15 protein-coding genes are annotated in these 11,876 nt (G+C 61.3%); 12 read left to right on the top strand and 3 right to left on the bottom strand.

From position 1 onward, the window contains the following. Window positions 1-115 precede the first annotated feature (115 nt). The 3 genes from K3759_RS01870 (at window position 116) to K3759_RS01860 (ending at window position 2,216) form a co-directional block, all read left to right on the top strand. Complete coding sequence (locus tag K3759_RS01870) at window positions 116-409, top strand: hypothetical protein (protein WP_259984013.1); 294 nt, start codon at window positions 116-118, stop codon at window positions 407-409. A gap of 1 nt (window position 410) precedes the next feature. Next, window positions 411-1,085 (top strand): hypothetical protein, encoded by a 675-nt coding sequence (locus K3759_RS01865; protein ID WP_259985535.1) that lies wholly within the window; start codon window positions 411-413, stop codon window positions 1,083-1,085. A gap of 108 nt (window positions 1,086-1,193) precedes the next feature. Further along, window positions 1,194-2,216, top strand: a complete 1,023-nt coding sequence (locus tag K3759_RS01860) for an aspartate-semialdehyde dehydrogenase (protein WP_259984011.1) — start codon at window positions 1,194-1,196, stop codon at window positions 2,214-2,216. Between the two features lie 78 nt (window positions 2,217-2,294). On the opposite strand, the gene K3759_RS01855 is transcribed toward K3759_RS01860, so the two are convergent. Beyond that, window positions 2,295-2,945, bottom strand: a complete 651-nt coding sequence (locus K3759_RS01855) for a carbonic anhydrase (RefSeq protein WP_259984009.1) — start codon at window positions 2,943-2,945, stop codon at window positions 2,295-2,297. Window positions 2,946-3,100: 155 nt separating this feature from the next. On the opposite strand from K3759_RS01855, the gene K3759_RS01850 reads away from it, so the two are divergent. The 3 genes from K3759_RS01850 to K3759_RS01840 all read left to right on the top strand — a co-directional run bounded on the left by K3759_RS01850 (window position 3,101) and on the right by K3759_RS01840 (window position 5,703). Then, a complete protein-coding gene (locus tag K3759_RS01850; RefSeq protein ID WP_259984007.1) occupies window positions 3,101-3,478 on the top strand; it encodes a hypothetical protein in 378 nt (125 codons plus the stop codon). Between the two features lie 63 nt (window positions 3,479-3,541). Further along, on the top strand, window positions 3,542-4,924 hold the full coding sequence (locus K3759_RS01845) for a M17 family metallopeptidase (RefSeq protein WP_259984006.1): 1,383 nt from the start codon (window positions 3,542-3,544) through the stop codon (window positions 4,922-4,924). Then, on the top strand, window positions 4,921-5,703 hold the full coding sequence (locus tag K3759_RS01840) for a C40 family peptidase (protein WP_259984004.1): 783 nt from the start codon (window positions 4,921-4,923) through the stop codon (window positions 5,701-5,703). Before K3759_RS01845 ends, K3759_RS01840 begins: the two co-directional genes overlap by 4 nt. Here K3759_RS01840 and K3759_RS01835 read toward each other — a convergent pair. Then, window positions 5,700-6,047, bottom strand: a complete 348-nt coding sequence (locus K3759_RS01835; RefSeq protein WP_259984003.1) for a DUF2794 domain-containing protein — start codon at window positions 6,045-6,047, stop codon at window positions 5,700-5,702. The genes K3759_RS01840 and K3759_RS01835 overlap by 4 nt on opposite strands. Before the next feature lie 130 nt (window positions 6,048-6,177). On the opposite strand from K3759_RS01835, the gene paaI reads away from it, so the two are divergent. Together paaI and paaK are read left to right on the top strand one after the other, a co-directional pair. Next, window positions 6,178-6,615, top strand: a complete 438-nt coding sequence (paaI, locus tag K3759_RS01830) for a hydroxyphenylacetyl-CoA thioesterase PaaI (RefSeq protein ID WP_259984002.1) — start codon at window positions 6,178-6,180, stop codon at window positions 6,613-6,615. After that, a complete protein-coding gene (gene paaK / locus K3759_RS01825; protein WP_259984000.1) occupies window positions 6,615-7,925 on the top strand; it encodes a phenylacetate--CoA ligase PaaK in 1,311 nt (436 codons plus the stop codon). Before paaI ends, paaK begins: the two co-directional genes overlap by 1 nt. A gap of 10 nt (window positions 7,926-7,935) precedes the next feature. Here the strand turns inward: paaK and K3759_RS01820 are convergent, their stop codons facing one another. Further along, a complete protein-coding gene (locus tag K3759_RS01820; RefSeq protein WP_259983999.1) occupies window positions 7,936-8,415 on the bottom strand; it encodes an I78 family peptidase inhibitor in 480 nt (159 codons plus the stop codon). A 154-nt stretch (window positions 8,416-8,569) separates the two neighbouring features. Between K3759_RS01820 and mbfA the strand changes: the two genes are divergently transcribed. From mbfA to K3759_RS01800, 4 genes are read left to right on the top strand one after another with little or no spacing between them, the layout of a single operon-like run. Then, the gene (mbfA, locus tag K3759_RS01815) at window positions 8,570-9,544 is read left to right on the top strand and encodes an iron exporter MbfA (protein ID WP_259983998.1); all 975 of its coding nucleotides are present in this window, start codon (window positions 8,570-8,572) and stop codon (window positions 9,542-9,544) included. 54 nt (window positions 9,545-9,598) lie between these two features. After that, window positions 9,599-10,528, top strand: a complete 930-nt coding sequence (locus K3759_RS01810; RefSeq protein ID WP_243262095.1) for an AEC family transporter — start codon at window positions 9,599-9,601, stop codon at window positions 10,526-10,528. 28 nt (window positions 10,529-10,556) lie between these two features. Then, complete coding sequence (gene fghA / locus K3759_RS01805) at window positions 10,557-11,390, top strand: S-formylglutathione hydrolase (RefSeq protein WP_259983996.1); 834 nt, start codon at window positions 10,557-10,559, stop codon at window positions 11,388-11,390. Window positions 11,391-11,393: 3 nt separating this feature from the next. Next, the gene (locus K3759_RS01800) at window positions 11,394-11,846 is read left to right on the top strand and encodes a YaiI/YqxD family protein (protein WP_259983994.1); all 453 of its coding nucleotides are present in this window, start codon (window positions 11,394-11,396) and stop codon (window positions 11,844-11,846) included. The last annotated feature ends 30 nt before the right edge of the window (window positions 11,847-11,876 follow it).

Raw genomic sequence — 11,876 nt, 5'->3', positions numbered from 1 at the left:
CCAAATTGGGGTGAGGGCCAAAGACAGGCAATAACAGGGGGTCGTTATCCAATAACAAGGCGCTCAAAACGCCTTGGTTATTGAATATCAGCGGGCGAAAGCGCATTAAAATCATATGAAAAACCCATGTCTCCCCCTGCTGACCGCGCTGACGGTCATTCTGGCCCTGCCCGCTGCGGCAACCGCTGGATGCTTTGCCGATTACAAGGCCAAGCAAGACAATCCGCTGCGCCTCCATTACGGGGTGGCGCAGATTTCCGAGGCCTGCGAGCCAGCTTCCGCCGAAACCGAACTCACGCCGCGTCTTGCGGCGGAGGGCTGGACATTGTTGAATGTACTGTCCGTATTCGGTGACGAAGGCCTGGATCAAAGGAAAGACAGTGCAGGAACATTCTACCTCCGCTTCTGACATGCGCAGATTTGGCGGACGTTTCGTAATCGGTGGCATCGCCGCCGTTGTCGCCGTGCTTTTGGCCGGGGCGCTTTTGCTGCTCTGGGCGCTGCCAGATGCGAACGTCTTTAATGCGCGGGTTGAGCGGATCTTTATCGAGAATGACGATCTAACCACCCAAGCCGAGATCAAACTGCTCGAAATCCTCGCCCAATCCGGCACTGCATTCTCAGAGACTTTGGCCAGCTACCGTGTCGTGATCGTCGTGCTGCTGATCTTTGCCAGCGCCATGCTGGTCGCAGCGATGGTGTTTTTGTTCATGCTCGTCGGCTTCAACCGCCGTATGGCGCAGATTGAGCGGACGGGCATTCAGGTGAACTCACTGCTCATCAGCCGCGAAGAAAACACCGTTTACCTTAATAACCTCGGCTTCAAACTGACCGCAGCGGCGATGGAGACGATGTCGGTTCTCGCCGAAGCGCGGATGGATGACGACGTACTGTCAGGCTCCGAGATCGAGGGCATGATCTCTGGCCGCAGCCCCGCCGATTGCGATGAGGCCGCCGGGGCCACGCGGATCAAACGTTTGCGCGACACATTAGGCAATCAATTGGTGTCGGAACTGCTGGTCAAAAACATCGCCCGGCGTGGCTATATGCTGGCGATCAACAAGGACGTCATCAAGGTTCTTTAACCCCGGCAGAGCGGCGCCCTGCCCGGTCTGCGCGCGGCTGGCCCTAGCCAATGCCCCGCAGGCACGTTAAATGGCGTCAAATTTAATTGGACAGACTGGAGTAATCAGATGGGTTATCGCGTCGCCGTCGTCGGTGCCACAGGCAATGTGGGCCGTGAAATGTTGAACATCCTCGCGGAACGTCAGTTCCCCGTGGACGAGATCGTGGCCCTGGCCAGCCGCCGTTCGCTGGGCTCGGAAATCAGCTTTGGGGATAAAACCCTTAAGTCCAAAGACCTCGACACTTTCGATTTCACTGGCTGGGACATCGCACTTTTCGCCGTGGGTTCCGAAGCGACCAAGAAATACGCCCCCGCCGCTGCCAAGGCTGGCTGCGTGGTGATCGATAACTCTTCGCTCTACCGCTATGATCAAGACGTGCCGTTGATCGTGCCGGAAGTGAACCCCGAGGCTGTGCACGGCTATTCCAAGAAGAACATCATCGCCAACCCCAACTGCTCGACCGCGCAGATGGTTGTGGCGCTGAAACCACTGCACGACCGCGCCAAGATCAAACGCGTTGTCGTTTCGACTTACCAGTCGGTTTCCGGCGCGGGCAAAGAGGGCATTGATGAGCTTTGGGACCAGACCAAGAGCATCTACAACCCGACAGACGACAAGCCCGCCACCAAGTTCACCAAGCAGATCGCCTTCAACGTGATTCCGCATATCGATGTCTTCCTTGAGGACGGTTCGACCAAGGAAGAATGGAAGATGGTCGCTGAGACCAAGAAGATCATCGACACCAGCATCAAGGTCACCGCGACCTGCGTGCGCGTTCCGGTTTTCGTAGGCCACGCCGAAGCCATCAACATCGAGTTTGAAGATCACCTTGATGAAGCCGAAGCCCGCGACATCCTGCGCGAAGCACCGGGCATCATGGTGATCGACAAGCGCGAAGACGGTGGCTACGTCACGCCCGTTGAGTGCGTGGGTGATTTTGCCACATTCATCAGCCGCATTCGTCAGGACAGCACCATCGACAACGGTCTGAACCTGTGGTGCGTCAGCGACAACCTGCGCAAGGGTGCCGCCCTGAACGCCGTTCAGATCGCCGAACTGCTGGGCCGCGAAGTGCTGAAAAAGGGCTGAGGTTCTGCTGCAGTTCTGGAATAGGAAAGGGGGCCAAGCGGCCCCCTTTTTCGTGCCTACGGTTTCGGCCCGACTAACTTAAACCGGCTCAAACTTTTGCGCCTTCGCGTCGTAATATTCCAAGCTGCCCTCGCCGATATCGGTCCAAAGCCCGTGCAAGCTCAGCGTGCCGGCATCAACCTTGTCCTTGATCCAAGGAAAGGTCATCAGGTTTTCCAGCGAGGTCATGACCGCCTCCCGCTCCAGCAACAACTGCTGTTCGGCGGGGTCTTCGACCTTCTCGACCACCTCATATTTCGGGCGCAGCAGGTCCATCCAGCGGCCCACGAAACTGTCTTGGTTCTCAAGCTCGGGCGCTTTGCCCTGACACATCTGGATACAGCCCGCGACGCCGCCGCAGCTGGAATGACCCAACACGATGAGATGCGCGACCTTGAGCGCATTGACGGCATATTCCACCGCCGCCGATGTACCGTGCTGCTTGCCATCCGGCTCATAGGGCGGGACGAGGTTGGCGATATTGCGGTGAATGAAGAACTCGCCCTGATCGGCCCCGAAGATCGAGGTGACATGCACGCGGCTGTCACAACAGGAAATCACCATCGCGCGCGGGCGCTGCCCCTCAGCGGCCAATCGACGGTACCAGGTTTGGTTCTCGGCATAGCCGGTCGCCTTCCACCCTTGATAGCGTTGCAACAGATACGACGGCAGAGCCTTGGCCTTGTCCATGTGTAAACGTCCCTTAATGCATGATGCGGTTTTAGCGCAGATAGCGCAAATGCCATACGAATTCGAGAGAAAAGGCACTGCCATCGCAACCCTTTGCACACCTTCACGCGCCATATTGTCTCAAGGCCGTGGGGGCTGATTGAAGGATGACAAGAATGCAACTTATGCAAATACGCCCGACTGAGCAGGTCTGCGTCGATCAAGAGCGGCTTGGCCTGCTTTACACACAACTCGGTGAAGTGGGCGCCGAAGACGTGGTCTGCCGCGCGATGGAGGAATTGGCCCTGCGCCTGTCGCATTGCAAAAAGCTGCACAAGGCGCAGGACCGCGCCGGGTTGCGCAAAAGCGTGCACCGCCTGATCGCCATTGCCGAACAGATTGGCATGGCGCTGGTGGCCCGGGTGGCGGCAGATGTTATGGGCTGTATTGACACCGGGGATGACATCGGGACGGCGGCCACCCTGTCGCGGTTGATCCGCAGCGGCGAACGGTCGCTGAGCGCGATCTGGGACTTGCCCGAGATCACGATCTGACCGCTTGCGGGTGGCGATGGAAAAGGTAGGCTGCGCGCAAATCCAGATTTGCAAAGGTTTGTCATGTCCGCCGAATTCGCCGCCCCCTCCGCCGCCGCCCTATCGCTCCATGTATTGAGCGAAGCCGCTCTTGAGGGTTGGCTTGCCGAGCAGCCCGGCCCTGTGCAGGCTTGGGTGAACGCCAGCGGCTTTGCCGGGGGTCTTGGTCAGGCGCTTGTTGTGCCGGGGGCAGAGGGCACGCCGGTGATGGCATTGGCGGGCTATGGCAATGCCGCGGCACTCTGCCGGGGGCGGTTCCACCTTGCCGCCGCTGCGGCAAAGCTGCCTGCGGGCGACTACCGAATTGAAAGCGGTCTGCCGGAGGACCAAGCGGCGAATGAGGCGCTCGGCTGGCTGCTGGCAGGATACCGCTTTGACCGCTACCGCGACCAGACCCCGCTGGCGGCCCGGCTTGTCGCGCCGGAAGGGATCGACGCCGATCAGGTCGTCGCACTTGCCACGGGTGAAATGCTGACCCGCGACCTGATCAACACCCCCGCCTCCGACATGGGGCCGCCCGATCTCGAAGCCGCCGCGCGCAAATTGGCCGAACAGCATGGCGCGAAGATCGAAGTTACCACCGGCGATGCGCTTTTGGAAAACAATCTACCGATGATCCACACCGTGGGCCGCGCCGCCGACCGCGCGCCGCGCCTGATCGATATGGCGTGGGGCGACAAAGGGCCAAAGCTGACGCTTGTCGGCAAGGGCGTCTGCTTCGACACCGGCGGGTTGAACCTGAAACCCGGCGCGTCGATGGCGCTGATGAAAAAGGACATGGGCGGGGCCGCCGCCGTGCTGGGCCTTGCGCATATGATCATGGCCACCGGCATGGCTGTGCAGCTGCGCGTGCTGATCCCGGCGGTGGAGAACTCCGTCTCCGGCAATGCCTTCCGCCCCGGCGACATCCTGACCTCGCGCAAGGGGCTGACGGTTGAGATCAACAACACCGACGCCGAAGGCCGTCTGGTTTTGGCTGACGCGCTGGCCTTGGCGGATGAGGGAAAACCGGATCAGATCATCTCTATGGCAACGCTCACTGGGGCCGCGCGAGTGGCCGTAGGGCCGGACCTTGCGCCCTATTACAGCGATGACGCGGGTTTCGTCTCTGCCTTAGAAGACGCCGCTGCGGGGTCTGCCGATCCGGTCTGGCGGATGCCTTTCCATGATGCCTATGAAGCACTTATCGAGCCCGGCATCGCCGACCTCGACAACGCGCCCAAGGGCGGCTTTGCCGGGTCGATCACCGCGGCACTTTTCCTGCGCCGCTTTGTGACCGAAAGCAAATACGCGCATTTTGATATCTACGGCTGGCAGCCTGCCGATGCCCCTGCCCGCCCCAAAGGCGGCACTGGCCAGGGCACCCGTGCTCTCTTTGCCGCGCTGCCAGCACTTCTGAAACTATGAGCGATCCGCGGCTCACCCCTGACCCTGCACTGATGACTCAAAACCGTGCCGCGCAGGTTGCGGTGCCGGTGACCAATCTCTGCCGTCGCCCCGACGGGCCGCGCGACCGGCAGCTGTTGTTCGGCGAGCAGGTCTCCGTGCTGTATGAGGCGTCGGGCTGGGCCTATGTGGAGGCCGCCAAGGATGGCTATTGCGGCCATGTTCTGGAAAGCACCCTCGGCACGCCGCGCAACGCCACCCACCGTGTCTGTGTCCCCGCCTCCCATGCCTATCGCAACGCCGATCTGAAATCACCCGATCTGCTTAGCCTCAGCTTCGGCAGTCTGGTGACGGTCACCGGGGAAACCAAAAATTTCGCCGAAACACCGCAGGGACATATCCCGAAGGGGCACCTCGCCCCGCTGGACCAGCATCACGACGAGCCGGCCTCAGTGGCGGCGCTGTTCCTCGGCACGCCCTACCTCTGGGGCGGCAACAGCCGCTGGGGGATCGACTGTTCGGGCCTTGTCCAAGCGGCGCTGCTGGCCTGCGGCATCCCCTGCCCCGGTGACAGCGACCAGCAGGAGAGCACCGTAGGTGCGTCGGTCAGCGGAGACTATCAACGCAACGATCTACTGTTCTGGAAGGGCCATGTCGCGCTGGTGGTGGATGGGGAAACGATGATCCACGCCAATGCCCATGCCATGGCGGTGAGTTATGAAAATATCGCCGACGCCATCGCCCGGATCAAAGCGGGCGGTGATGGCCCGGTAACGGCACATCGCCGCCCCGGCGTTTAGTCCACCGCGCGGATCAGCTTACGCTCCAACACGCGCAGCACCGCTTTAAGGTCATGGCCCCGGCGCAGCACCTGCCCGCCGGTGCCCACCACCGCATACATCCCCTGCCGATTGCGCAGCTTGGGCCGCTTTTCGATCCGGTAGAGCGGTATCTCCGCCGTGCGCCGAAAGACTGAAAAAACCGCCACTTCCCGCAAATGAGAAATTCCATAATCGCGCCACTCTCCGGCAGCGACCATGCGCCCGTAGAGCGATAGGATCAGCGACAGTTCCGTACGGTGAAAGGCGACCTGTTCGGGGGTGCGTTCAAAAGCCGATATCGGCGGTGGTGGCTCAATGCTCATAGTTTGACAGTTGACCCTGACGGGGGCCAAATCAAGCCCTGACATGGTCGAATGCGCCGCTCAAATTTTCTTGAAAGCGTTACAGAATTGTGCAACCAATCTGAAAAATGAAACACAAAGGCATGATGGAATGACCCCAGAAGCCCGCGCCCGCAAATGTGCCGAGGTGATGTTCGCCCAAGATTCCGCCTCTGCCGGATTGGGCATGACCATCGACGATGTGACCCCCGGCGGCGCGGTTTTGTCGATGTCGGTGCGCGCGGACATGTTGAACGGACATGGTATTTGTCACGGTGGTTTCATCTTTACCCTTGCCGACAGCGCCTTTGCCTTTGCCTGCAACAGCTACAACCAGACCACTGTCGCCCAGCAAAACCAGATCACATATCTCAGCCCCGGTCAGCCAGAGGAGCGGCTGACCGCCACCGCACGCGAAGTGTCGCGCAGCGGTCGGTCGGGCATCTATGATGTGACCGTCACGGGCGAGGATGACCGTGTCGTGGCCCTGTTTCGCGGGCTCTCCCGCAGCATCAAGGGCCAGCTATTTACCGAGGAGGAGCCGACCTGATGAAAGACCTGACCCCCGCGAAGGACACGCTCGACCCGATTGAGATCGCCAGCCGGGACGAGATCAGCGCCCTGCAATTGGACCGTCTGAAATGGTCCCTGCGCCACGCCTATGACAACGTCCCCTTCTATAAGCAAAGCTTTGACGATGCAGGCATGCACCCCGACGATCTGAAACAGCTTTCCGATCTCTCGCGCTTCCCTTTCACGGTAAAGACCGACCTGCGCGACAATTACCCCTTTGGCATGTTCGCCGTGCCGCGCGATCAGGTGGCGCGCATTCACGCATCATCTGGCACCACCGGGCAGCCGACGGTGGTGGGCTATACCAAGGATGATCTGGCGAACTGGGGCCAAGTCGTCGCCCGCTCCCTACGCGCGGCAGGGATGCGCCCGGGCGACATGCTGCACAACGCCTATGGCTACGGGCTGTTTACTGGCGGCTTGGGCATTCACCTTGGCGCTGACGCGCTTGGCCTCTCGACCGTGCCGATCTCGGGCGGGATGACCCCACGCCAAGTGCGGCTGATCGAGGATTTCCAGCCCAAGGGCATCACAGTCACCCCGTCCTATGCGCTGTCGATCGTGGATGAATACGCCAAACAAGGCATCGACCCGCGCCAATCCTCGCTAGAGGTCGGCATCTTCGGCGCAGAGCCCTGGACCAACGCCATGCGGCTGGAAATTGAACAGGCCTTTGACATGCATGCCGTCGATATCTACGGCCTCAGCGAAGTCATGGGGCCGGGCGTGTCGATGGAATGTGTGGAGACCAAAGACGGGCTGCACATCTGGGAGGATCACTTCTACCCCGAGATTATTGACCCCGAAACGGGTGCTCCGGTCGAAGATGGCGAGATGGGCGAGCTGGTGTTCACCTCCCTCACCAAACAAGCCTTTCCGATCATCCGCTACCGCACCCGCGATCTGACACGCCTGCTGGCTGGCACCGCCCGCTCCATGCGGCGGATGGAGAAGGTGACGGGCCGCAGCGACGACATGATTATCCTGCGCGGCGTCAATGTCTTCCCCACCCAGATCGAAGAGGCGCTGATGGCCACGCCGGGCCTTGCGCCGCATTTTCAGATCGAACTCACACGGCCCGACCGGATGGATCAGATGCGTGTGCTATGCGAATGCGCGGATGCCAGCATCAGCACCGACGCCCGGCAAGCGGCGATCAAAGCGCTCTCGGCACAGATCAAGCAGACGATCGGCATCTCGGTCAAGGTTGAGGTCATGGATGTCGGCGGCGTTGCCCGGTCAGAGGGCAAAGCCGTGCGCATTCTCGACAAGCGGCCAAAGGGCTAGGGGGTCGAGCCTAGCCGCAGGTGACCTTGGCGATCTTCCCTTCCGCGTCCAACACAATGTTGGTGCGGTTGGGATTGGCATCCATGGTCACCGGGTCGCCTTCGGTATAGACGCGCTTGGGCTCGGACACGATGTTTGCCGCCGCGCGGGGACGGCCAATCAGACCCCACCAGCTGCCTTCTTTGCAGGATTCCGCCAAGGGCTTGGCAGGCGTGGGCGCGGTAGGCGTGCTGGAACTGCTGGAGTTACTAGACGGCTCATTCACCGCGTCGATCACCGAATTGGGCAAGGGCTTGGGCTTGGTCGTGGAGGCGCGCGCTTCTACCCGTGACGGACGGGGCGCTGTGCGGGCGGGCGGTGTCGCCGTGGCACTCGGTGGGGTGATCTGCCCGGTCGGCACCGTAGGGGCCGGAATGGGGTTTTGCACCGGTGCAGTCGCCACTTCGGCGCAGCCTGCCACCAATAGGGGTGCCAAGAAAACTAATCTCATGTTCCAAACCTCGTTATTCGCGTGGCGTCGGAGCAAGGGCCGACCATCTCGCAACAGGTAGGTCCATCCCGCGCGTCGCCAAGGGCAAGGCGCTTTGCATTTGCTGGAACCCGCCGATGGCACTACGGTAAGCGCCAGATTACGGAGTTCTCCCATGCGATTTTCGTTCAACCGCAAACGTTTCAAAGACCTCAGCGAACAAGAGGTGCTGGCGCTTGCTATTTCCTCCGAAGAGGACGACGCGCGCATCTATCGTGACTATGCCGAACGGCTGCGTGACGAATACCCCGACAGCGCCGCAATCTTTGACGGGATGGCCGAGGAGGAAAATGAACACCGCCGCCGCCTCATTGATCTGCACCGCAGCCGTTTTGGAGAGGTCATCCCCCTCATCCGGCGCGAGCATGTTTCTGGCTATTACGCCCGGCGCCCGGTCTGGCTGATCGAAAACCTGTCGCTGGAGCGCATCCGGCAAGAGGCCGCCGCAATGGAGCAGGATGCCGAGAAGTTCTACCTCGCCGCCGCGGCCCGCACCAGCGACGCCGCGACCCGGCAGCTTTTGGGTGATCTGGCCGCAGCCGAGGCAGGCCACCAAGGCAACGCACAGGATCTGACAGAACGGCACCTTGATGACGACAGCCGCAGCGACGAGGACAGCCGTGCGCATCGGCAATTCCTGCTGACTTGGGTGCAACCGGGTCTGGCGGGGCTGATGGACGGCTCTGTCTCTACCCTCGCCCCAATCTTCGCCACGGCCTTTGCCACCCATAACACTTGGACGACCTTCCTTGTGGGCCTTGCCGCCAGTGTGGGCGCCGGCATCTCGATGGGGTTTACTGAGGCCGCGTCGGATGACGGCGAGTTGTCGGGTCGTGGCTCCCCCATAAAACGCGGGTTGGCGTCGGGCGTGATGACCACTGTGGGTGGGCTGGGCCACGCCCTGCCCTACCTCATCACCGATTTCTGGACCGCCACCGTGGTCGCGATCATCGTCGTCTTTGTTGAGCTTTGGGCGATTGCATGGATCCAGAACAAGTTCATGGAAACACCCTTTTTCCGCGCCGCTTTCCAAGTGGTGCTGGGCGGCGCGCTGGTCTTTGCTGCCGGGGTGCTGATCGGCTCGGGCTAAGCAATGCTCCCTGCCCCATTGCACCCCGCGAGCGGGCTGGATAATGCTTGACCCATGGTCGCGATCTTCCTGAAAACCCTGCCGTTCTTTGCGCTGATCGGCCTTGGCTACTGGGCCGGGCGCACGCGGTTTTTCTCAGCCGAAGCGACGGCCTATCTCACCAAATTCGTCTTCTACTTCGCCCTTTCGGCGATGCTGTTTCGCTTTTCTGCCAACCTGTCACTGGCCGAGGTTTGGGACAGCCGCCTTGTCGCTGCCTACCTTTGGGGGACGGCTTTCGTCTATGCCATCGCGAGCCTCATTGGCTTCCTGCGCGGGCTCGACGTGGCGACCAACGGGATCGAGGCGCAATGTGCCGTGATCGGCAACACCGGGTTTCTGGGCGTGCCGATGCTGACGCTGCTCTTGGGGCCAGAGGCGATTGGCCCGGTGCTGCTGGCGCTGACCGTCGACATGATCATTTTCTCCAGCCTGATCGTGATCCTCATCACCGGCTCCCGCGAGGGGCAGTTGCGGCTGGCGACCTTCAAGATCGTCGGGCTCGGCCTGCTGAAAAACCCAATGATCGTCGCCATCACACTGGGGTTCCTTTGGTCCGGCTTCGGCATCCCGATCCCGGTGCCGCTGAACGAATTTCTGGCCATCCTAGGCGGGGCCGCCACCCCCGGGGCGCTCTTTGCCATTGGTGCCTCGCTTGCCTCTAAATCCGCCGAACGGATCGAGATCGCGGGCTGGCTGACCTTTTGCAAGCTCGTGCTGCACCCGCTGTTCGTGGCCTTTGGCGCGCTGTTCCTCTTCGGCGTCGACCCGTACAAAGCCGGGGTTATCATCGCCACGGCCTCTCTCCCGGTCGCGGGCAATGTCTATATGCTTGCCCAACACTACGGCGTCGCCCCTCAGCGGGTCTCTGCCGCCATTCTCGTCTCAACCACAGTCAGTATCGTTACCGTCAGCCTTGTCGTAGGCTGGGTCTCGGCCCTGTGACATACCCAATTTCGAAAGGAACGCTGCCATGAAGACCATCTCGGAAAACGCCTGTTTCGGTGGCACGCAGGGGGTCTATTCTCATGCGTCCGACGCCTGCGGCTGCGACATGACCTTTGGCCTCTTCCTCCCCGCCGAGGCGCAGGATGGCCCGGTGCCGGTGCTGTGGTATCTCTCGGGCCTGACCTGCACCCATGAGAACGCCATGACCAAAGCGGGCGCGCAGCTTTGGGCAGCCGAGCACGGCATCGCGGTGGTCTTCCCTGACACCTCCCCACGCGGCGAGGATGTGGCGGATGATGAGGCCTACGACCTCGGCAAGGGCGCGGGGTTCTATGTGAACGCGACGCAGCAGCCGTGGGCGAAAAACTATCAGATGTGGGACTACCTCGCCGATGAACTGCCCGGCCTGATCGGCGAAAACTTCGCCATTGATATGGAGCGGCAGGGCATCACCGGGCACTCCATGGGCGGCCACGGCGCGTTGACCTTGGCGATGAACCTACCGGGGCGCTTCCTGTCGGTCTCCGCCTTCGCGCCGATCACCCATCCGACGTCGAGCGATTGGGGCAAGAAACAACTCAGCGCCTATCTCGGCACGGATGAAACCACATGGGCCAAGCATGACAGCACTCTGCTGATGCGCGAAAAAGGCTTCGATGGCCCGATCCTGATCGACCAAGGCAGCAGCGATCAGTTCCTTGATCTGCTGAAACCCGAAGCACTGGCCGAAGCCATGACCGCCAAGCGGCAACAAGGCACCTTCCGGATGCAACCGGGCTATGACCACAGCTACTTCTTCGTGGCGAGCTTCATGGAAGACCACATCGCCTTCCACGCCGATGCGCTCTATGCGGGCTAAACGATGACCGCACTTTATATCGACGCCGACGCCTGCCCGGTCAAAGCCGAGGCCGAGCGGGTCGCAACGCGTCACAAGGTCAAGATGTACCTCGTCTCCAACGGCGGCTTGCGCATGTCGCAGAACCCGCTGGTGGAAGTGGTGATCGTGCCTGACGGGCCCGACATTGCCGACATGTGGATCGCCGACCGCTGCGGCAAGGGCGATGTGGTGGTGACCGGGGACATCCCACTGGCCGCGAAATGCGTCGAGGCGGGGGCGCGGGTGCTGAAACACAACGGCGAAGCGCTGACGCAGGCCAATATCGGCAATGTGCTGGCGACCCGTGATCTGATGACAGACCTGCGTGCCGCCGACCCTTTCCGCCAAGGCGGCGGCAAGGGGTTTACAAAGGCCGACCGCTCCCGCTTTCTCGAGGCATTGGAGCGGGAGTTGCGCGCAGCGGCGCGGGGTTAGCCTGCGTTAAAGAATTGTTAGGGCAAGTGA

The organism is Sulfitobacter sp. W027 (genome assembly GCF_025143985.1).
Classification (GTDB): domain Bacteria; phylum Pseudomonadota; class Alphaproteobacteria; order Rhodobacterales; family Rhodobacteraceae; genus Sulfitobacter.
Note: the sequence above shows the minus strand (reverse complement) of the source record. Positions and strands in the feature narration are given on the sequence as shown.